This is a genomic window from Mesorhizobium sp. WSM4850, from assembly GCF_055811735.1.
Map to the genome: position 1 here is coordinate 147,143 of NZ_JBVVPV010000003.1, position 20,136 is coordinate 167,278.

Here is a 20,136-nt window from a genome sequence, read left to right on the forward strand (position 1 = left end):
AAACAGGCGGTAGCACGGCGGCTGGCGCCTGCATATTGTGCGCCGATCAACGGGCGCCGGTGCCCGCTTTACCACTTTGGAGTCGCGGGCAATGGCAGGATTTCCGGAAAAGGCGAAGGTCGTCATCGTCGGGCTGGGCGGTATCGTCGGCGCGTCGGTCGCCCATCACCTGATCGAGCGCGGATGGGACGACATCGTCGGCATCGACAAGTCGGGGATCCCGACCGATATCGGCTCGACAGCGCATGCTTCCGACTTCTGCTACACCACCAGCCATGATTTCCTGTCCTGCTGGACGACGCTCTATTCCATCGATGTTTACGAAAAGATGGGTCATTACGCCCGCATCGGCGGCCTTGAGGTTGCCCGGGTCGGCGATGACGCCCGCATGGCGGAGATCAAGCGCAAGATCGCCTCGGCAAAGGCTTTCGGCACGCGTGCCCGCCTGATCGAGCCGGCCGAGATCAAGCAGAAATTCCCGCTGATCGAAGAAGAGATGGTGCAGGGCGGCCTGTGGGATCCCGATGCCGGTCTTGTCATCCCGCGCTCGCAAACGGTCGCCGGCAAGCTGGTCGACCAGGCGGAAGCCTCCGGAAAACTCAAATCCTTCGCCAGCACGCCGGCCAGGTCGCTCGTCGTGGAGAACGGTCGCATCAAGGGCGTGGTGACCGATCGCGGCACCATCGAAGCCGACTACGTGATCGTTTGCGCCGGTATCTGGGGCAGGCTGATCGCGGAAATGGTGGGTGAGGACCTGCCGGTCATGCCGATCGACCATCCGCTCACCTTCTTCGGGCCCTATACCGAGTTCGCCGGCACCGGCAAGGAGATCGGCTGGCCGCTGCTGCGCGACCAGGGCAACTCGGCTTACATGCGCGACACCGGCGATCCCAAGACCGCCGAAGGCGGGCAGATCGAGTGGGGCTATTACGAAGAGACCAATCCGCGCCTTTGCCATCCGCGCGACCTTCTGGAGAAGGACCAGGCCCGTCTATCGCCCTCGCAGCGCGACCTCGACATGGAACAGATCCTGGCGCCGCTCGAGCGCGCCATGGAACTGACGCCGATCCTGGGCGAACTGGGCTACAATGAGAGCCATTCCTTCAACGGGCTTCTGCAGGTGACGGCAGACGGCGGCCCCTCCATGGGCGAGAGCCAGAAGGTGCGGGGCCTTTGGTATGCCGTCGCGATCTGGGTCAAGGACGGCCCCGGCATGGGCAAGCTCATCGCCGACTGGATGACGGACGGCCGGACGTCGATCGACCACCACGCCATCGACTATTCGCGCTTCTATCCGCACCAGACGCAAGAGCAGTTCATCTGGGACCGCTGCACCGAAACGGCGATGAAGGTCTACAATCCGGCCGTCCATCCGCGCGAGCCCTTCTCCAAGGCTCGCGACGTGCGCCGCTCGCCCTTCTGGGAGCGCGAGAAGGAACTCGGCGGCTATTTCATGGAACTCGGCGGCTGGGAACGCGCCCATGGCTATGCCGCCAACGAGCACCTGCTCGAGAAATATGGCAACCGCGTGCCGGTGCGCGAAAACGAGTGGGACAACCGCCATTTCTGGCGCGTCTCCAATGCCGAGCATCTCGCCATGAGCGAGGATTGCGGCATCGTCAACCTGTCGCATTTCGCAATGTACGACGTCGAAGGCCCTGATCATGTCGCGCTGATGGAGTGGCTGTGCGCGGCCAGGATCGGCGGCGACGGCAATATCGGCAAAGGCATCTACACCCATTTCCTCGACGATGAGGGCATGGTGCGCGCCGACCTGACCGTCATCCGCATGGCCGACCGCTGCCGTGTCATCGACGGCGCAGATGCCGGTCCGCGCGATTTCCACTACATGCGGCGGACGGCAGAAGACAAAGGATTCGATGTCGCCATCACCGACGTGACCGAAAAATACGTGACCGTCGGTATCTGGGGTCCGAACGCCCGGGCAACATTGAGCAAGGTCGTGGAAGACCCGGACGGCCTGACGCCGGAGAATTTCCCCTTTGCGGCGATCAAGCCTGTCAGGATCGCCGGCAAGGACGTGACCGCTTTCCGGATCTCCTATGTCGGCGAGCAGGGCTGGGAACTGCACATGCGATACGAAGACGGCCTGGCCGTATGGGATGCTTTGCGTTCGACCGGCGTGATGGCTTTTGGCGTCGAGACCTATGCCAACAGCCGCCGCATGGAGAAGAGCCTGCGCCTGCAGAATGCGGATCTTTTGACCGAGTACAATCTGCTGGAGGCCGATCTTGCCCGCCCAAAGGTCAAGGAGGCCGATTTCAGTGGCAAGGCAAAGCATCTGGACTATCGCGCCCGCGTGCATCAGCCGGCCATGCTCTGCACACTTGTCATGACGGATAATGTCGATTCCAACGGCGTTGCCCGTTATCCCGTCGGCACGCTGCCGGTGATGGACCCGCAAACGGGTGAAACGCTGGTCGATGAACTCGGTCGCCGATCGTTCACGACCTCGGTCGCCTACGGCCCGACCATCGGCAAGAACATTGCGTTCGCCTATCTGCCGTGGACGTATTGCCAGGAGGGCCGCAAGCTGGATGTCGAATATTTCGGCGAGACATACCCGGTCGAAGTGGCCGCCGTCGGCTACAGGCCGCTCTACGACCCGGACAACCTCAAGCCACGCAGCTGAGCCTCCCACAAAAGAGGTGAGGGGCGGACTCGCAAAAATGTGAATGCAAGGACTTAAAGCGCGTCACGTTTTGTGGGGCCATGCGCCGCGCCTTAAGTTCTCGTTTTTATGCAAGTCGTTGCCCAAACCCGCTGCGCATCCTTGGTTCAAGCCCGAGGGCATGCTTTTGGACGACATGCATTAGCCCGGGGCTAGGCTTTTCGCTTTGTGGCGCGACGATTTTCGCTTACCTTGCGGCATGTCTGCTTTTCCTCGCGCAGGACATCTCCTCTCAGGCGCCGCCGCGCTGGCGCTGACGTTCGTCCAGGCGCCGGAATCCCGCGCTGCCGATCCCGTTGACGTCGAACTGGTGCTGGCGGTCGACGTTTCGCTGTCGATGTCGCCGGCCGAACTCGAAATCCAGCGTCGCGGCTATGTCGCGGCACTGACGCATGACACGGTACTGCAGGCCATCGCCGACGGCGCCTACGGCAAGATTGCCGTCACCTATGTCGAATGGGCCGGCACGACCTGGCAGCACATCATCGTGCCGTGGACGGTGATCGCCAATCGTGCCGACGCCGAGCGGGTCGTCGAGCAACTCTCCGCCCATGCGCCCAACAGCGCGCGGCGCACCTCGATTTCCGGTGCCTTGCAATTCAGCAGCGATCTCTTCGCCGAGAGCGGCTTTCAGGGCGTCAAGCGCGTCATCGACATTTCAGGCGATGGCCCCAACAATCAAGGTGCCCCCGTCGACATCATCCGTGACGAACTGGTCAGGCAAGGCATTACCATCAACGGCCTGCCGCTGATGACCCGGGGCGGCTTCACCAGCGTCTACGACGTCAACTATCTCGACCGCTATTACACAGACTGCGTCATCGGCGGGCCCGGCGCGTTCATGATCCCGGTCAACGAGTGGACGCAGTTTCCCGAAGCGATCCGCCGCAAGCTGGTGCTTGAGCTTGCCGGGCCTGCCTCACCGCAATGGGCGGCGGAAGAAGCGGCGCATCCGCCGGTGGTGCTGGCGCAGGGCAAGCCGGCCACCGACTGCCTGGTCGGCGAGAAAATGTGGCGCGACCGAAGCTGGATGTTCGACACCCGCTAGACTTCAATCGCCATCCGCCAGAGGTACGCGTGAAAATATTGCCTTGCCTTGTCTACGCGGCCAGCAACTGCTTGCGATCGACGCGCTCCTGCTGCGGCGAGCGCGCATAGAGCTCGCGGTAGCATTTGGAGAAATGCGAGGCGGAGACGAAGCCGCAAGCGACCGCCACTTCGACCACCGGCAGCGATGATTGGATCAGCAAGTGCCGAGCCCGGTCGAGGCGGATCTCCAGATAGTAGCGGGCAGGGGATCGTCCCATCTCGGTGCGGAACAGGCGCTCGATCTGCCGGCGTGACAGGTCGACATGGTCGGCGATCTCGATCAACGACAGCGGCTCGGACAGGTTTGCTTCCATCAATTCGATGATGGTCAGCACCTTGGAGTTCTGCACGCCAAGGCGTGCGCGCAGCGGCAGGCGCTGGCGATCGGTCGGGCTGCGCACGCGGTCAGTCAAGACCTGCTCGCAGACCCGGTTAACGAGATTGTCGTCGAAATCGTCGCCGATCAGCTTCAGCATCATATCGAGCGCCGCGGTGCCGCCGGCGCAGGTGTAGATGTTCTGGTCGATCTCGAACAGGTCGGCAAAGACATTGGACTTCGGGAACGCTTCGGAAAAGCCCGGCAGGTTCTCCCAATGAATGGCGCAGCGCTTGTTGGACAACAGGCCCGCGGCGGCCAGTATATGAGCGCCAGTGCACAGGCCGCCGATGGCGACGCCGCGATTGTATTCCTCGCGCAGCCAGGCGAAGGCCGATTTGTTCTGGTAGCGCTCGACATTGATGCCGCTGCAAACGACCGCCATGTTCGGCCGTTCGGAGCCGGACATCTTCTTGCGTTCGTCCTCCAGCGAGGTGTCGACGGCGCATTCGACGCCGTTCGAGGCGCGCACCGGCTTGCCGTCGATGCTGGCGAGCCGCCAGCGGTAGGCTTCGTAGCCGAGCATCCGGTTGGCCGAGCGCAACGGATCGAGCGCCGTTGCAAAGGCGATCATGGTGAAATCGGGGACCAGGAAGAATACAAACGATCGCCTGATCGGATGATTTACGACGTTCACAGGGTAACCCTCACGCTGCAATGGCGCGAACAGGATGTCGCGATCAGCATAGCGACATCAGGAAAAACTTTTCCTGTCAATCGGCTAGGCGGCAACGGAAAGATTTTATTTGCGACATGGGTCGCAAATGGGCAATCGCTATGCGATGACGGACCCGACATGCTGCCGGATTAAGCATTTGCCGCATGTGGTCGGGGCATGACCAAGCACGCCGCCTCGGCAAACCGAAGCGGCGCTGTGATCAACTTCGAAGCAGCAGCAGCGAGCGCCGCTTGCGAGCTTGGCAGATCAGGCGACGAAGCCGAGGCGTGCGGCGGCCACGGCGCCGGTCTGGCCCGGCATGGTGTTGGCAAGGCGCTGGCGCTCGAGCGCGGTCGTCAGGCTCATTTCACGGCGAGCAAAAAGGCGGGCAAAAAGCTTCATCATCATCTCCATTCGGTTGCTCAGACGGGTCGCCTTCGCGTGATGGAGTGGGGCAGCTCGTTGGCTGGCGCTGATATAGGCTTACGTGAAGGGAAACTAAATCACAAAAGCGAAGCACTTGACATGAAAAGCGACATGGCATGCGATAAGTTTGGGCAGTCTGCCCAAGATTTGTGAATATGTACAACGGGTTAGGCAGGAATCCCGCTGCTATGCGGCGTATTCATATGCGTCATGCAACGGCGACATGGCTCTAAAAGAACATTTGATCAACAAATAAAAGGCCTGCCGGACATGGTCTGTGCGGCAGGCCTTCAGCTTTTGATACACACGATCTATTTTGCTCCGCCAGCCCAGGATCCAACGCCGTGGCGAGTGCCGGTCTTGGTGTCGGCGGCTTCAGGCCAGCCGATATCCTTCTGCAGTTCGATCGGCAGAGAGCGGATGGCGCGTTCGGTCTGGTAGCGGGCGCGGGCCGCGCTGAATTCGGTCGCGATGCGGCCGATGGATGACAGGATGGACATTTTAATTCTCCTTTAGGGTTGGGCCGGGTGCCGGTGCTGGCGGACAAGCGCTACATCCGTTTTGTTTCAGCTTCATTTCGTGTCGATTGCAGATCAGTGTAATCGCCGTCTGCCTTCGATGGAGTTGACTATCCTCCCAAAGTGATGTTCAATCAAACGAAATGGAATGATAGTTTGCATCAGAAAAATTGAAGGTCGATCCCGATGAACGCCCCACTCAATCATCCGTTGCCGCTGCTCGATCTCGACGTCTTGCGCACCTTCGTGGCGATCGCCGAGACCGGCAGTTTCACCACCGCTGCCAGTGCCGTCTTCCGCACGCCGTCGGCCGTCTCCATGCAGATCAAGAAGCTGGAGGACATTCTCGGCCGCTCGGTGTTTGCGCGCGACGCGCGCTCGGTGACGCTGACCACGGATGGCGAGATGCTGCTCGGCTACGCCCGCCGGCTGTTGTCGATCAACCGCGAGGTGGTGTCGAAGTTCATCATCCCCGACATTGTCGGGGTGGTGCGGCTCGGCTCGCCCGACGACTATGGCGAGCGCGTGCTGCCGCACGTGCTGAAGCGTTTTGCACAGTCGCATCCTTCGATCGCCGTCGACGTGACCATCGACCAGAGCGTCAATCTGCGTCGGCGCATGGACGACCGGGCGCTCGACATCACGCTTCTCACCAATTCATACAAGACCAGCGCGCTCGGCGCCGAAGTGCTGCTCACCGAACCGATCGTCTGGGCCGGCGCCAAGGGCGGCTGCGCGCATCTGCGCGAACCGCTGCCGGTGTCATTGTGGGAAGAGGGCTGCGCCTGGCGGGCCGGGGCGCTCGAAGCGCTTGGGCGTGAGGGCCGCAACTACCGCGTCGCCTATATGAGTGCGCACACCGCCGGCCAGCGCGCCGCAATCATGTCCGACCTCGCGGTGGCGCCGCTGCCGAAATCGTTCCTCGGCAGCGACATGGTCGAGCTTTGCCCGAAGGACGGCATGCCCGATATCGGCACCTACAATCTGGCCATGGTCGTGGCGCCGGACGCCAGCGCGCCAGTGAAAGCCGTTGCCGATCACATCCGCGCGACCTTCGAAGTGTTCAAAGAAACCGGAAAGTTTTGATTCAGGACGTCGACGGCGTAGACAGGTTGTGAGTGGGGACTTCACGACCTGTCCTTTGCAGTGCCAATTCGCCGGCCTTGGCATGATAGCTTTCGGTGTCGCTGGCTAAAAACGTCACGATGCTGTCCCGCGCGCGCCGCGCTTCTGGCATGTCGATCAGCGGCCAGGCATGGAACATGCCTTGCTCGTGCACAACCTCTATCGCGACACCGGCGGCACGGGCCTTTTGCGCGAAGATCAGATTGTCGGGGGTCAGCATGTCGCGCGAACCGGTCAAAAGCAGCGTTTTCGGCAACACCGAGAGGTCACCGTAAAGCGGACTGATGCGCCAGTCGCTGGGATCTATGCCGGCACTGTAGAGCCGGACTGCCTCCAGCCCGCCAGGAATTCCCAGCCACGGATCGTAGCGTTCCGCCTCGAACACTTCGGGGTTGGCGAGCGACAGATCGAGCCCGGGCGAAATCAGCACATGGCGCGACGGCAATGGCAGGTCGGCTTCCGCGGCCATCATGGTCAGCACCACGGCCATGTTGCCGCCGGCGGAATCGCCAATGAAGACGATGTCCTGCGCTTCCGTTTCGTCGAGCATCTGACGGTAGACCTCGCCGACCATGCCGAACATGGCGTGGAAATCGTGTTCGGGAGCAATGGGGTAGATCGGCACGGTGATGCCGAAGCCCAGCCGGTCGGCCATATCGGCGATCAGTCCCCAGTGATAAGACGTGATTTGAAAGACATAGGCGCCGCCATGCAGGTAGAGGATCCGCTTTCGCTCGCCGGTCTTCGGCGCGATCTCGTACACGGGAAAGCCGTCCACGCTGCGCGTCGCGATCTCGAAACGCTGATGCAGCGATGCGGGCGGCTGATGGTTCTCCGTCTTGCGGGCGTAGGCGATCCAGCGCTGCAGGTTTTCCGGGCTGGAAAAGGCTTTCTTGCGGCTATACCTGAGCACGAAGGAAACGACGTGGCTTTTGATACTGGGCATGCGGACACACGGACTTCGGCTGAGCCGACTAAGAGAACCCCTCGCAATCGAAGATCGTGCCTTCGCCCAGAATGTCAAGATTTGCGCGGTCTCAACACGGCCCTGTGATCTGGCTGGCAATCAAGGCCAGCGCAGCATCGCTCAGCGCCTGGGCAGCAGCACGGCGCGCAGCCGACGGTCGCTTGCTGCCGGAGCCGGATGACGGTTCCGGCGCTTGGCCAGCAGCTTGCATTTGTCGGCGAAGGTCATCAGCGCGCCGAACCCAAAAGCAGGGCCGAGAAGGTGACCTGCGGGTCGTTGCGCGGCGACACGGGCCAGCCGATATCCTTCTGAATTTCGGGCGGCAGGCTGTTCATGGCCCGGACCGATCTGTTCCTGTTGTGCGCATGCTTGATGGCCGTACCAAAGCGGCCGAGGCTTTCGAACATCGACATCTTCATCTCCCTTGGAGTGCTGCGGCGGCTGAAAGTTATTTCCTGCCTGCCGTTCGATGCCGGTTAAATGCGCCGCGTGTGTATCGGGTGGATTTCGCGAAAACAGCGCCTTGTTTCTGTTTGGGCTGATCCGGAAACATATGCATGCAAATGAGAATGAGGGTGAGTGCAGCTTTTAGCAGCGGGATGCTACCCCCGGCGGCCCCGGGCGGCGTGGCCTTCGCGCGAACGACGCCGTGGGGCGGCATCGCCGGCAATGCCGTCCTCGCTCACGGTCTTGCGCGGCGGCAGCTTCACCGCCGCCGATAGTTTTGGGAACGGGTCGATCTTGTTCGGCAGCGCCATGGCATAGACGAAATGCTCCTGGAATCTCGGCTCCAGCGCCGTCTCGATCTTCTCGATCCGGCTCACCGTTTCCTCGATCTCGCGGCGATAGCCGCGATTGAGCAGCGCCATGCGCGCACCGGCACCGGCGGCGTTGCCGACGGCCGAGACCTTGTCGAGATCGCAGTCGGGGATCAGTCCCAGCACCATGGCGTATTTCGGATCGATGAAGGAGCCGAAGGCGCCGGCGAAGTGGATGCGGTCGACATGATCGGTGTGCTGCTTTTCCATCAACAGCTTGGTGCCGGCATAGAGTGCTGCCTTGGCGAGCTGGATGGCGCGCACGTCGGTCTGGGTGATGGTGATCCTCGGCTCACCCTCCTTCAGCACGTAGGAGAAGGTGCGGCCACTGGCGGTGACGCGCGGCGAGCGGGCGCAGAGCCCACCGTCGACGACGCCGTCCTCGGAGATGATGCCGGCCAGGTACATCTCGGCGACCACCTCGATGATGCCGGAGCCGCAGATGCCGGTGACGCCGGTTGCCTGGACGCTGTCGAGGAAGCCGGGCTCGTCGGACCACAGTTCCGAGCCGATGACGCGGTATTTCGGCTCCAGCGTGTCGGGATCGATGCGGACGCGCTCGATGGCGCCGGGCGCAGCGCGCTGGCCGCCGGAGATTTCCGCGCCCTCGAAGGCCGGACCGGTGGGCGACGAGGCCGCCACGACGCGCTTGCGATTGCCGAGCACGATCTCGGCATTGGTGCCGACATCGACGATCAGCATCATCTCGTCCTGGCGGTGCGGGCCTTCCGACAGCGTCACCGCAGCCGCGTCGGCGCCGACATGGCCGGCGATGCAAGGCAGCATGTAGAGCCTGGCGCCCTGGTTGAGCTTCAGGCCGATATCCGACGCCTTGATGTGCACGGCGCCCGAGACAGCCAGCGCGAAGGGCGCGCCGCCGAGTTCGGTCGGGTCGATGCCGAGGAACAGATGGTGCATGATCGGATTGCCGACGAAGACGCAATCCAGGATGTCGTTGCGCTGGACGTTGCCTTCCGCGCAAACCTTGTCGACGAGACCCGAGATCGCCTCGCGCACCGCGACCGTCATGCCTTCGCGGCCGTCCGGGTTCATCATCACATAGGAAACGCGGCTCATCAGATCCTCGCCGAAGCGGATCTGCGGGTTCGACGTGCCTGACGAGGCGGCGACGCGGCCCGACAGCAGCGACACCAGATGCATGGCGATGGTGGTCGAGCCGATATCGCAGGCAAGCCCGTAGGCCTCGTTCTTGAGGCCGGGCCACAACGAGATGACCCGAGCGGTCTCGCTGTCGGCATCCTTGTGGATGGCGGCGGTCGCGGTCCAGTTGCCTTTGCGCAGGATGACTTGCACCTGCGGCAGCAGATGGAAATCGAAATCGAGGCTGTTGAGCCCCCAGTCCTTCATCAGCGCGATCTTCAGGCGATCGAGATCGCCTGATGGATTGTGCATGTCGGGCTCTTCGATCTCGACATAGCACATGTGGATTGCCGAATCGCGGGCAATGACCCTGGTGTCGGCATCCTTGCGAATGGTCTGGGCGTTGATGACCGTGTCCTGCGGCACATCCACGACGAGATCGCCCAGGATCTGCGCCGAGCAGGACAGGCGGCGCCGTTCGGGAAGGCCGCGCACGCGTTCGTAGCGTTCCTCCTTGGCGCCCTTGGGCGAGATGTGGTCGTTGGAAGAGACGATCTTGTGCTTGGCGAAATTGCCTTCCTGCACCTCGACCTGGCAGCGCCCGCAGGTGGCGCGTCCACCGCACACGCTCTCGACATAGACGCCGAGCTGGCGTGCGGCATCGAGCACCGGCGTGCCGACCGGAAACCGCCCGCGCTTGCCGGACGGCATGAACAGCACGAGTGGATCGGTGATGTTGGCAGGAGAGTTCACGATTGCGCGCTTATCCTCGGGCCATACGGGCTTCACGACCCCCGCGCCGGCGACCGCCATTGCCATTGCCTTCGCCCGGCGCATTGACCTGCGTGGGCGCCGCGATCGCTTGGCCGCCTTCGGCCGGCTTGTAGTCCTTGTAGGTCCTGATCCAGTTGGTGCAGTTCTCGTCGGTGCCGTTCAGCACATTGGCGCCGCGCACCGCTTCCATCTCCTGCGGCCGCACCGGGTTCATGATCGCCGAGGTCATGCCGGCGCCGATCACCATCGGGATGAAGGCGGCGTTGATGCCGTGGCGGTGCGGCAGGCCGAACGAGATGTTTGACAGGCCGCAGGTGGTGTTGACCTTGAGCTCTTCACGCAGCCGGCGCAGCAGGGCAAAGACCTGGCGGCCGGCGTCGCCGAGCGCGCCGATCGGCATGACCAGCGGGTCGACGACCACGTCATGCGCCGGAATGCCGAAATCGGCGCAGCGCTCGACGATCTTCTTGGCGACGGCGAAGCGCACATCCGGATCCATCGAAATGCCTGTCTCGTCGTTGGAGATGGCAACCACCGGGACATTGTATTTCTTGACCAGCGGCAGGATGGCTTCGAGCTTTTCTTCCTCGCCGGTGACGGAGTTGACCAGCGGCCGGCCCTTGGCGACCCTGAGCGCCGCCTCGATCGCCGCGGTCACCGAACTGTCGATCGACAGCGGCAGGTCGACCAGCCCCTGCACGATCTCCAGCGTCTGCACCAGCAGGCCGGGTTCTGTCTCGTTCGGGTTGACCGAGGTGACGCCGGCATTGACGTCGAGCATGGTCGCGCCGCAGGCGGCCTGTTCCAGCGCGTCCCTGATGACGGTATCGAAATTGCCTGCGATCATCTCGGCCGCGAGCTTCTTGCGCCCGGTTGGATTGATGCGCTCACCGATCACGCAGAAGGGCTGGTCGAAGCCGATGATGATTTCTCGTGTCGCCGAGGCGACGATCGTCCGGGTCATGCAATCTCTCCCTCGTGATATAAAGACTTCTTTATATCGTTTCTGTTTTCGATCAAGCGAATGGTGGCGTCCGCGCCATCAATGCGCGGTCTTGACCATGTCGACCTGCGTTTCGGTGATCTCGTCGTGCAAAATGTGGTCGAGCCGGTCGGCGACGAGCTGATCGTCGCGGCGGATTTCGCGTTTCCAGGGCTGGCGCCCCTTCAGCACGCCCGATTCATCGACAATCTCGGCGACATATTCCTCTTGGCGATAGGCCATCACATGGACGCCGCAGACGCCGGGAATTTCTTTCACCTCGTTGATGATATCGATGCAGAGCTGCTTGCCTTCCTTCTTCTGGTCCTGGGCGCCTTCCAGCCGCTTGACGATCGAATCGGGGATATGAATGCCCGGCACGTTTGAGCGGATCCATTTGGCGGTCTTGGCCGAGGCCAGCGGTCCGACGCCGCACAGGATGAAGCATTTTTCCGTAAAACCGAGATCGCGGACCTGCTGCATGTAGGTGCGGAACATCGGCACGTCGAAGCAGTACTGGCTCTGCACGAATTGCGCGCCGGCGGCGATTTTCTTGCCCAGCCGGTAGGGGCGGAAATCGATCGGCGGCGCGAAAGGGTTGATCGCCGCGCCGAGGAAAAGCTGCGGCGGCGTCGTCAGCTTGCGGCCGGACAGGAACTTGCCGTTGTCGCGCATGATGCGGCAGGTTTCCAGCAGTGACATGCAGTCGAGATCGAATACCGGCTTGGCGCCTGGCTGGTCTCCGGCCTGCACGCCGTCGCCAGTCAGGCACAGCATGTTGGCGACGCCCATCGCCGCCCCGCCCAGCACGTCGCCCTGGATGGCGATGCGGTTCCTGTCGCGGCAGGCGATCTGCATGATCGGGGCATAACCCATGCGGGTCAGCAGCGCACAGATGCCGACCGACGACATGTGGCAGTTGGCGCCCGAGGCGTCGACGGCGTTGATGGCGTCGACCCAGCCGTCGAAGATTTTGGCGCGGTTGTAGACGTCTTCCGGATCGGCGCTGTCGGGCGGGTTGAGCTCGGTGGTCACCGCGAATTCGCCGCGCCTCAGGACGCGCTCCAGCCGGCCGCGCGAGGTGTGGCCGGGCAGGGGGTCGAGCGGCAGATGGATGCCGGCCGGGTTCTCGTCGGGCTGGCGGCCGATCATGCCGGTGCCCCAGGTTTTGGAACGTTGCGCGCGGCTTCGCGGGCGGCGGCGGCCTGTGCGGTCACCCGCAGCCATGCCGAGGTCTCGCGCAGCGACTGGTCGACCGGCTTCTGCACGTCGAGGATCTTGTCGCCATGCACCATGTTGCGTGAACCTTCCCAGGCCTTGACCCAGACGCACGGCATATCAGGCTCGACCTCGCAATTGCCGTTGGCGCGCACACCGCCGCAAGGGCCGTTGCGCAATTGCTTGGGGCAATTCATCGGGCACGACATGCCGGTCGAAGAAAGGACGCACTGGCCGCACATTCGGCAGTCGAACATAAAACCCTTGACGCGTTTTTCGACGAATTTGATCGGACCTTCGACGTGGCCGTAACCGATGCGCTTCCACAGCGGATGGAGGAGCAAAAACATGTCGGAGAACCTGGCGTAGAACCATTCGAGCAGTCGCGAGTGGCGGACGGACCACAGCCTGACCGCGAAGGAGCGCTGCACGCGCCGCTGCGGCGACACGTCGGCCGGCTTGTAGTCGGATTTCGGCGCTGCCTTCTTGACCAGAGTGGCCTGGGTAATCGCCGGGGTGGTTTCAGACATCTTCTTTTCCGCCCGCCTTGACCAGAGCGACCAGCCGCTCGCGGTCGTATTTCGCGTCGATGTCCTGAAAGGCTTTTTCCGCCTCGCCTTCAAGATCGTCGCTGACCGGCATGGGGTCGGCCTTGCGCCATTCGGCAAGGTAGTCGTCGGTGCCGCCGGCGCCGGTGCGCATCGCGCACATGTCGATCGCCTCGGTAAAGCGCAGCGGCAGTTCGCGCTTGGCGTTCTGCCGGCCCTTCTTGACGATGACCTGGGCGGGGATGTCGCGCCAGTAGACGACGATCAGATCGGCCATTTCCTACTCCTCGCGCATGACCCCGAAAATCGGCATCGATTTTGGAAAGGATCATGCGCCGACTTAAAGTGCTACAGCGTCCATTGCGCGTCCAATAGGACGCGCGGCGCTGTAGTGAGTGCGAGCATTGCCGGAAGCGCTGTCGGGCTGCTTGTTATGGGACGACGCGCGCGCATTCAAAAGCGACGCAATTGGCAGCCGCAACGGAAACGCGAAAATATTCGATGCTTGGCCTGGTTTTGATCAGCCGGCGCGACGATCGAAGCTGCCGACAAGCTTCCTGTGGAAGCGGACATAGCCTCGCTCGGTCGTGCGTAGATGCTCGGCGACAATTTGGTGGAAACGCGGCAGGCGGTGAAAGGGAACGGCCGGATAAGAATGGTGCTCGGAGTGGTAAGGCATGTTCCACGCCATGAAGCGTACCAGGCTTGTGGTAAAGGTGGTGCGTGTGTTTTCGAGCATGTTGGCGACATGCGGGCAGAGCGCGTGCTCGGCCAGCAGATAGGCCCGCAAAAACGGCTGACCGACGAGCACCGGCACAATCCAGACCCACAACAGCAGCGCTGACTGCACGGCCAGGGAGGCTGCCAGCAGCATCGCATAGGCGATCAGAAACCAACGCGCTTGCGAAATCACCTTGTCGCGGCCCTTGTCCGGCACGAAGCCGTCGCGGTTGCGGCCGGCGGCGTTGACGACGATCACGCGCGCCATGCCGCTCCAATAGGGGATCCCGGAGAGATAGCGCACATACTGGCCGATGGTCTCCGGTTTCGGAGCCATCAGTTCGGGGTCGTTGTCCGGATCGTGCGTGTGGCGATGGTGCGCGAAATGGAAATAACGGAACCATGCCGGCGGCAGCAGGATCAGGAAGCCGGTCACGGCGGCGATGGCGCGATTGAGCCACGGCGTCCTGAAGGCGGTTTCGTGGATCGTCTCGTGCAACAGCGTGAAGAAAAAGACGATCAGGATCCCCTGCGGCAGCACGAGAACCGGCCAGAACGGGATGCGGGCGGCGATCAGCGCACCCAGCACGACAACCAGCCCGCCGTGAACGGCCAGCCGGACAATGCCAGGCCTGTCCAGTTTGGCGGTGAGGTCGCGACGATCATGGACCGAAAGGCTGGCGATGATGGTGCGGTGGTCGATTTCGCTCATAACGGCGCAAGCTTATCGCCAGGGCGCCGTCCGGTAAATCGGCGCTCGTTGCCAGACGCCGGTTTTTGCGCCGGTCCAGAAATAGACCCAGATCGTCGGATGGTACCATTGTTTCCAAGGCAGGCCGCGGCGCGGCGCCCGCAAAGACATAGTGCTAGTCGTGAAAATCTGACGGTTGATACCCAAATCGAATTGCATCGATGGGCGGTTAACTGCCTTCCGTGTCGCCGATTGGAACGCACAGGCAGCGCCATATCAAGACCTTCGTGGTCTCACTTGCGAAATCGTGATTGGACTTGACGCGCTACTTCGGGACGAGCGACCCGGCGCGGCTTCCTGGGGTTGGATGAATCGCGCCGTTTCGGCCGGGGTCGTTATGTGCTCATTCGAGCGCAATAGAGCGCGACTCGCGATCACTCTAGGCTGGTCTTGCCGAGCTGAGTGTACCAAGTAGCGTTGTCCCAAAAGCTCGTGATCTTGATGATCCGGCCTTCCTCGTTAGTTTCCAGAATGAACAGATGGCGCAACCAATACTCCTTGCCTTTGTTCGTGATTCCAAACGCGTCCTTAATCTGCTTTCCGCCGATGTGAACATCCACGAAGGCAACGTCACCGCTCTTGTCCTCCCAGATTGTGCTAACCTCGTTGCGCAGGTCAGGGAAAGCATCGATCAGCGTCCGCCAGACCGGCACGCCATCTTTGAGGACATTGCCGGAACCAGCGTCACCGAAAGGCACGTAGACGAACGTGGCATTCTCGGTAAAAAGAGTGGTCATGGCGTCTACCTTCCGATCGCGGTAAGCGTCGAAGAATTTCTTTGCCGCTTCCGCTGCATTTGCCGCTTCCGCCGCAGCGACCGCGAAGGCAGACAAGGTGATTGCGATCAGCACCGCCGCCGAAATCCGAGCTGGGTGTAATTTTTCCCGTGTCCTGAGTGAATGGAACGTCATCATCTCCTCCCTGAGATTGTTGACTGCAGCAGATTGTCCAAAACGGCAGATCAGGATTCTCCTAGATCGAGGAACGTCCTCGCTTCCTTGATGTCCGGCGTCGCGAAGCCCTCTGTGAACCAGCCGCAAACCGGTGCGAGAAGGTCGTGGGCCCTTTGCCGCTCGTTTCCCTGGACCCAGAGTCGGGCAAGAGATGTGGCGGCTCGCAGCTCCCAAAGCTTGGCGCGTTGATGTTGGGCCACGGTAAGCGCGTGCAGGAAGGAAGCCTCGCCCTTCTCGTCCGCCTTCAAGTCCAGGAGCAGTTCGCCCTTGCGGAGGTGCAACTCAGTCTCGTTCCACCGCTCGTTGGTCTCGGTGATCAATGCGAGCCCTTCCTCGATCCTGTCGAGTGCCGCGCGTGGGTTGCCAAGCCTGCTGAGGGCGCTGGCGAGCATGAGCAGCCAGCGTGGCACAAAAAGCTTAGCGTCGTGCCCACGCCATTCGACTATGCCGTCACGCATTTGAGCAAGACCGCTATCCGACTCACCCGCCTGGATCAGAACCCAACCCTTGAGAATGACCCCTGCTGTACGCCAAAGTGAGAAACCGTGCTCCGTACTGATTGAGATCAGTTCATCGACAATGGCCTCATCCGCACCAAAGTTGCTGTCGCGCTTATACGCGCCGAGATCTCTCGAATAAGTGCAAAACAGGGCCGATTGGAACAGGCCGAACGCCGCGGATGGGCTGTGCCGGTGGTGTCTTATAGCCTGTAACAACTCGGTGTATTTCTCGAATGCTTGATCGGGATAACCGAGGTGCAGCAGCGCGTGGGCGATATAGCAAAGGTTTGCGATACGGGGATCATAGGCGAATCGATAGGCAAGCGGAGCGTGCTCGTTCGGATCGTACAGCGCCAACGACGCCTCCATATGCTTGCGTCCGGCATCAAAATCTCCCCGGTGCACCGACGTGATGCCGACGCACCGGTGTGCGATCATGATTGTGGCCCGATCGCAGTCGCATTCGGCCCTGCGCAGCATCGATGTCGTCGTTGCCAGCGCAGCATCGAGTTGACCACGCAGGAGGTAGACGAGATACCGGCCGTAATCGGCCACGCTGCGCAGAGTGATGTCGTCCACTCGCTCGCATAACTCCTCGGCTCGCGCGAACGCCGCTGCGGTGGCCGGCGACGACCAACCTTTGGCCGCCATAAAGGCGGTGCCCAACGCCACCTGCATATCCAGCTCCAGGCGGACGCGCTCCTGAGTGTCAGGTAGCGTGCGGACAAGTCTTAGCCCATTTTCCAGGTGCGCGATCGACTCCAAAATTGCAGAGCGCTGGATCGCCGATTGCGCGGCTTGCCACCAGTAGCTGACTGCCCGCTCGATAAGGCCTGCCTCGGTGCAGTGATGGGCAATGATCTCCGGCAAAGCCTCGGAACCCGCTGCCACACGCTCTTCGAGAGCCGCGGCGATGCGCGCGTGCATCTGCTGCCGCCGAGTTTTAAGAAGGCTGGAATACGCCGCATCCTGCACAAGCGCATGCTTGAAGCTGTAGGTCGCTTCCGGCGGCGCACCGCGGCAATAGATCAGCTCGGACCTGCAGAGCTGGGCCAAAGCGTCCTGCAGTTTGCCTTCGTCGTGCGGCGCCACGGCGGCCAGCAGATCGTGCGAGAATTCGCGGCCGATTACAGCCCCGATCTGCGCCACCTCCTTGACCGGCGCCAGGTGATCGAGGCGAGCCATTAGCGAGTCGTGCAGCGTAGCCGGGATCGCCAGCGGCGGGAGAGTTCCGGTCAACTCGAAATGATTGCCGACGTCCCGCAAAAGGCCTGACTCCAGGACTGTCTTGGTCAGTTCCTCAACGAATAGCGGAACCCCGTCAGTTCGCGCCATGATCTGGTCCAGAACCTCGCGCGGTAGCGCCTTGCCGCCGGTGACGCGGAGAGCCACGGCTGCGCCGTGCCGTCGCGTGAGACGAGAAAGCGAGAGCTGGGTCACATGGGCATGGCTGGTCCAGGGTGGGCTGAATTCCGGCCGGAAGGTGATCAGAACCAGTGCCGGCAGACGCTGGACCCGCTCAATTACCAGGCCCAGCAGCTCTAGTGTGGAAGGGTCGATCCAATGCACATCCTCGTATACGGCCAACACAGGCTTCTGCTTGGCTAGGCCGGCGAGCTGCTCGACCAAGATTTCCAGCGTGCGTTGCTTGATGCGCTGTGGCGGCAGATCGATTGGCGGGTAGCGTGTTTCGGTTGGGATCGCAAGCAGAGCGGCCAGTACTTGCGCCGCCTCCCGGTCCTGCTCGCCGCCCCGAGCGAGCAGAGTTTCAAGTTTATCGAGCTTCATCTCGGCGAAGTCATCACGGTCAAAATGCGCCGCCCGCTCCAAAAGTCCGACCACCGGATAAAGCGCACTGTTGGTGTGGTACGGCGAGCAGTAATTGCTGAGCGGGATGTACGATTCGTTGGCCAAGTGCTCGCGCAAGGCGCGCACAATGCGCGACTTGCCAATCCCCGGCTCCCCGGAGAGGAGGATCACCTGTCCTTCACCTTCCTCCGCCCGCGACCAGCGTTCCAGAAGCAGAGCCAGCTCCTGCTCGCGGCCAACGAGCTTCGTCAGCGCGCCGGTGTGGAATGCCTCGAAGCGGCTTTCGGCCCGGCCCTCGCCTCTGACGGAATAGGCTTTCAAGGCCGTCTCGAAGCCCTTCAGAACCTGTGGTCCCAGATCCTCCAACTCGAACAGATCGCCCAGCAGATGTCTTGTGCTCTCGGCGACAATTACGCTGCCCGGCCGGGCCAAGTCCTGCAGTCGCGAGGCCAAGGTCGGCGTCTCGCCGACCACCGCCCGCTCGCGCGCTTCCTTGTCGCCGACAAGCTCACCGACCACCACGAGACCCGTCGCGATCCCCACCCGGCCCGCAAGCGGCTTGCCATCCGGCGCCCGCAGTTGCGCCACTGAACTGGCAACCGCCAAGCCTGCGCGCACCGCCCGCTCGGCATCATCTTCATGCGCTCGTGGCCAGCCGAAATATGCCAGCACACCATCGCCCATGAATTTCGCAATGTGTCCCTCGAAGCGGGTAATCTCGCCTGCGCAACAATTCTGGTAGCCTCGGATGATCTCACTCATCTCCTCGGGATCGACCCGAGCCGAAATCGCGGTGGAGCCGACCAGATCAGCGAACATCACGGTCAGTTGCCGCCGCTCGGCACCGGTTGGGGACGCCGGTGCCGACGCAAGTTCGGCGACTTGAGTCAAGGCTTTGACACCTTCAGCTGAGATTGCAGAGGAACTTTCCCGCAGCTCGGCAATAGCCTCCAGAAGCTTCCGGCGGTGCCCTACCGAACTGACGCCGATGTCCTTGAGATCCTCGGCCGTCAGCCGCAGGAGCACTTCGGCCTCGACGTTGTTCTCACGAAAGGCCGTGCCGTATTGCTGCAGCCCTAAGCTGCGCAGCCACTCCTCAATGTCCATGTCCCACTTCCGCGGTGGAGACGCCGGAGGGCTCCTTCGGCAACAGTCCGGCAGTCTTACACAACTGGGGTCCTATGCAACGTCATGGAAGTTGTGGCCGACGGGCTTCTAGCGGCCGGCGTGTTAGCGAGGTAGGCGGATCAACCGTCCGGTCTTTGAACCCTGCCGAATTTCAGATCGCTGGAACGAACGGCAGATCCCCACAGCTGTCCTTAAACCACGCCCGCGCCAAGGTCGCGAAAGGGTCACGACGTTCCCTTGACCTCTCATCAGGGATGGTCCGCAAGGGGTCGTCTCGCGTCCTTCTACGTGTGTACCAAGCGTCAGGACTTCACCACTAGCGCGTGGGTTCGCTTGGACCGCCGGGTTAACCCTGTGATCGGCCTCAGGACAGCGGGCTCAGCGCCTGAGCTCAAGGATGTCGAGCTTCGATTCGTGATAGGGGGCCGGGAACTCGATGCGCCATTCGTTGGCGCTGTTGCGAAAGGCATAGCCGACCTGGTCGCTTTGCGGGCCGCTGCCATAGGGTTTTGCGGGATCGTTGTTGACAAAGAAGGAGCCGAGATAGATCGCGCGCTTTTCGCCGTCGTCGAAGAAACGGCCCTTGGTGCGTTGCGAACCGGTGCATTTTTCCAGCATCCAGCCTGAACCATCGTCGCTCACCTTGCACTTGAACCAGCCATAGATGACGAGCGGGCTCAGTCCGCCGGCCTTGATGGTGCGGCACTGCCAGCTGCCGGCCAGGTCCTTGCCGGAAAACGCGACCAGCGGCTTTGCCAGCAAGGCGTCGAGCTGCTTGACCTCGGCGTCGTCGCCGGCCCTGGCTTCATCAAGGGCTGCCTTGCGCGTCTCGTCATATTTGTCGAGCCGCACCTTATCGGCGGGCGTGATCAGCTTCTGCACCTCGCCATCGGCGAGCGCGGGCAGGGCGAAGCAGAAAACGCCTGCGGCAATCAGGAGGCGAGCGATCATCGGTGCGTTTCCCGGTCGACGGCTGGAACAGC

17 protein-coding genes are annotated in these 20,136 nt (G+C 62.1%); 4 read left to right on the plus strand and 13 right to left on the minus strand.

The window, feature by feature from the left end; translation table 11 throughout:
* Window positions 1-91 precede the first annotated feature (91 nt).
* Together AC0L2Z_RS06750 and AC0L2Z_RS06755 are read left to right on the plus strand one after the other, a co-directional pair.
* Window positions 92-2,653: a GcvT family protein gene (locus AC0L2Z_RS06750; RefSeq protein ID WP_473627248.1), complete on the plus strand. Its 2,562-nt coding sequence runs from the start codon at window positions 92-94 to the stop codon at window positions 2,651-2,653.
* Between the two features lie 238 nt (window positions 2,654-2,891).
* On the plus strand, window positions 2,892-3,740 hold the full coding sequence (locus AC0L2Z_RS06755; protein ID WP_473627250.1) for a DUF1194 domain-containing protein: 849 nt from the start codon (window positions 2,892-2,894) through the stop codon (window positions 3,738-3,740).
* A 52-nt stretch (window positions 3,741-3,792) separates the two neighbouring features.
* On the opposite strand, the gene AC0L2Z_RS06760 is transcribed toward AC0L2Z_RS06755, so the two are convergent.
* Window positions 3,793-4,731: a GlxA family transcriptional regulator gene (locus AC0L2Z_RS06760; RefSeq protein WP_473627305.1), complete on the minus strand. Its 939-nt coding sequence runs from the start codon at window positions 4,729-4,731 to the stop codon at window positions 3,793-3,795.
* Between the two features lie 261 nt (window positions 4,732-4,992).
* Here AC0L2Z_RS06760 and AC0L2Z_RS06765 point away from each other — a divergent pair, with 261 nt between their 5' ends.
* Entirely contained in the window at window positions 4,993-5,394 is a 402-nt protein-coding gene (locus tag AC0L2Z_RS06765; RefSeq protein WP_287180793.1) for a hypothetical protein, read from the plus strand.
* Between the two features lie 158 nt (window positions 5,395-5,552).
* On the opposite strand, the gene AC0L2Z_RS06770 is transcribed toward AC0L2Z_RS06765, so the two are convergent.
* Window positions 5,553-5,741 carry a hypothetical protein gene (locus AC0L2Z_RS06770; RefSeq protein WP_077383673.1) on the minus strand — a complete coding sequence of 63 codons (189 nt, stop codon included), beginning with the start codon at window positions 5,739-5,741 and terminating at the stop codon, window positions 5,553-5,555.
* A 204-nt stretch (window positions 5,742-5,945) separates the two neighbouring features.
* Here AC0L2Z_RS06770 and AC0L2Z_RS06775 point away from each other — a divergent pair, with 204 nt between their 5' ends.
* Window positions 5,946-6,845 (plus strand): LysR substrate-binding domain-containing protein, encoded by a 900-nt coding sequence (locus tag AC0L2Z_RS06775; RefSeq protein WP_023798923.1) that lies wholly within the window; start codon window positions 5,946-5,948, stop codon window positions 6,843-6,845.
* A 1-nt stretch (window position 6,846) separates the two neighbouring features.
* Here the strand turns inward: AC0L2Z_RS06775 and AC0L2Z_RS06780 are convergent, their stop codons facing one another.
* The 11 genes from AC0L2Z_RS06780 to AC0L2Z_RS06830 form a co-directional block, all read right to left on the minus strand.
* Window positions 6,847-7,830 carry an alpha/beta hydrolase gene (locus AC0L2Z_RS06780; protein WP_128166902.1) on the minus strand — a complete coding sequence of 328 codons (984 nt, stop codon included), beginning with the start codon at window positions 7,828-7,830 and terminating at the stop codon, window positions 6,847-6,849.
* A 248-nt stretch (window positions 7,831-8,078) separates the two neighbouring features.
* Window positions 8,079-8,264 carry a hypothetical protein gene (locus AC0L2Z_RS06785; RefSeq protein WP_023798926.1) on the minus strand — a complete coding sequence of 62 codons (186 nt, stop codon included), beginning with the start codon at window positions 8,262-8,264 and terminating at the stop codon, window positions 8,079-8,081.
* Between the two features lie 189 nt (window positions 8,265-8,453).
* Window positions 8,454-10,583 (minus strand): ASKHA domain-containing protein, encoded by a 2,130-nt coding sequence (locus AC0L2Z_RS06790; protein ID WP_473627306.1) that lies wholly within the window; start codon window positions 10,581-10,583, stop codon window positions 8,454-8,456.
* Window positions 10,534-11,508, minus strand: a complete 975-nt coding sequence (locus tag AC0L2Z_RS06795; protein WP_023798928.1) for a methyltetrahydrofolate cobalamin methyltransferase — start codon at window positions 11,506-11,508, stop codon at window positions 10,534-10,536. Before AC0L2Z_RS06795 ends, AC0L2Z_RS06790 begins: the two co-directional genes overlap by 50 nt.
* Before the next feature lie 78 nt (window positions 11,509-11,586).
* Complete coding sequence (locus AC0L2Z_RS06800; protein ID WP_027154501.1) at window positions 11,587-12,678, minus strand: methylenetetrahydrofolate reductase; 1,092 nt, start codon at window positions 12,676-12,678, stop codon at window positions 11,587-11,589.
* Window positions 12,675-13,274 carry a methylenetetrahydrofolate reductase C-terminal domain-containing protein gene (locus AC0L2Z_RS06805; RefSeq protein WP_128173851.1) on the minus strand — a complete coding sequence of 200 codons (600 nt, stop codon included), beginning with the start codon at window positions 13,272-13,274 and terminating at the stop codon, window positions 12,675-12,677. The genes AC0L2Z_RS06800 and AC0L2Z_RS06805 overlap by 4 nt, the downstream gene beginning before the upstream one ends.
* Window positions 13,267-13,569 (minus strand): virulence factor, encoded by a 303-nt coding sequence (locus tag AC0L2Z_RS06810; RefSeq protein WP_128173850.1) that lies wholly within the window; start codon window positions 13,567-13,569, stop codon window positions 13,267-13,269. The genes AC0L2Z_RS06805 and AC0L2Z_RS06810 overlap by 8 nt, the downstream gene beginning before the upstream one ends.
* 243 nt (window positions 13,570-13,812) lie before the next feature.
* Entirely contained in the window at window positions 13,813-14,724 is a 912-nt protein-coding gene (locus tag AC0L2Z_RS06815; protein ID WP_287180780.1) for a fatty acid desaturase, read from the minus strand.
* A 413-nt stretch (window positions 14,725-15,137) separates the two neighbouring features.
* A complete protein-coding gene (locus AC0L2Z_RS06820; protein WP_287180782.1) occupies window positions 15,138-15,674 on the minus strand; it encodes a nuclear transport factor 2 family protein in 537 nt (178 codons plus the stop codon).
* A gap of 50 nt (window positions 15,675-15,724) precedes the next feature.
* On the minus strand, window positions 15,725-19,132 hold the full coding sequence (locus tag AC0L2Z_RS06825; protein ID WP_473627253.1) for an AAA family ATPase: 3,408 nt from the start codon (window positions 19,130-19,132) through the stop codon (window positions 15,725-15,727).
* A gap of 399 nt (window positions 19,133-19,531) precedes the next feature.
* Window positions 19,532-20,104, minus strand: a complete 573-nt coding sequence (locus tag AC0L2Z_RS06830) for a DUF4893 domain-containing protein (RefSeq protein ID WP_473627255.1) — start codon at window positions 20,102-20,104, stop codon at window positions 19,532-19,534.
* Window positions 20,105-20,136 lie beyond the last annotated feature (32 nt).

Bases quoted from the DNA above. Each gene is read 5' to 3' on its own strand.
- AC0L2Z_RS06805 (WP_128173851.1), bottom strand. From the start codon at position 13,274: ATGTCTGAAACCACCCCGGCGATTACCCAGGCCACTCTGGTCAAGAAG.
- AC0L2Z_RS06755 (WP_473627250.1), top strand. From the start codon at position 2,892: ATGTCTGCTTTTCCTCGCGCAGGACATCTCCTCTCAGGCGCCGCCGCG.
- AC0L2Z_RS06810 (WP_128173850.1), bottom strand. From the start codon at position 13,569: ATGGCCGATCTGATCGTCGTCTACTGGCGCGACATCCCCGCCCAGGTC.
- AC0L2Z_RS06770 (WP_077383673.1), bottom strand. From the start codon at position 5,741: ATGTCCATCCTGTCATCCATCGGCCGCATCGCGACCGAATTCAGCGCG.
- AC0L2Z_RS06825 (WP_473627253.1), bottom strand. From the start codon at position 19,132: ATGGACATTGAGGAGTGGCTGCGCAGCTTAGGGCTGCAGCAATACGGC.
- AC0L2Z_RS06775 (WP_023798923.1), top strand. From the start codon at position 5,946: ATGAACGCCCCACTCAATCATCCGTTGCCGCTGCTCGATCTCGACGTC.
- AC0L2Z_RS06785 (WP_023798926.1), bottom strand. From the start codon at position 8,264: ATGTCGATGTTCGAAAGCCTCGGCCGCTTTGGTACGGCCATCAAGCAT.
- AC0L2Z_RS06750 (WP_473627248.1), top strand. From the start codon at position 92: ATGGCAGGATTTCCGGAAAAGGCGAAGGTCGTCATCGTCGGGCTGGGC.
- AC0L2Z_RS06765 (WP_287180793.1), top strand. From the start codon at position 4,993: ATGACCAAGCACGCCGCCTCGGCAAACCGAAGCGGCGCTGTGATCAAC.
- AC0L2Z_RS06790 (WP_473627306.1), bottom strand. From the start codon at position 10,583: ATGGCGGTCGCCGGCGCGGGGGTCGTGAAGCCCGTATGGCCCGAGGAT.
- AC0L2Z_RS06780 (WP_128166902.1), bottom strand. From the start codon at position 7,830: ATGCCCAGTATCAAAAGCCACGTCGTTTCCTTCGTGCTCAGGTATAGC.
- AC0L2Z_RS06795 (WP_023798928.1), bottom strand. From the start codon at position 11,508: ATGACCCGGACGATCGTCGCCTCGGCGACACGAGAAATCATCATCGGC.
- AC0L2Z_RS06800 (WP_027154501.1), bottom strand. From the start codon at position 12,678: ATGATCGGCCGCCAGCCCGACGAGAACCCGGCCGGCATCCATCTGCCG.
- AC0L2Z_RS06830 (WP_473627255.1), bottom strand. From the start codon at position 20,104: ATGATCGCTCGCCTCCTGATTGCCGCAGGCGTTTTCTGCTTCGCCCTG.
- AC0L2Z_RS06820 (WP_287180782.1), bottom strand. From the start codon at position 15,674: ATGACGTTCCATTCACTCAGGACACGGGAAAAATTACACCCAGCTCGG.
- AC0L2Z_RS06760 (WP_473627305.1), bottom strand. From the start codon at position 4,731: ATGATCGCCTTTGCAACGGCGCTCGATCCGTTGCGCTCGGCCAACCGG.
- AC0L2Z_RS06815 (WP_287180780.1), bottom strand. From the start codon at position 14,724: ATGAGCGAAATCGACCACCGCACCATCATCGCCAGCCTTTCGGTCCAT.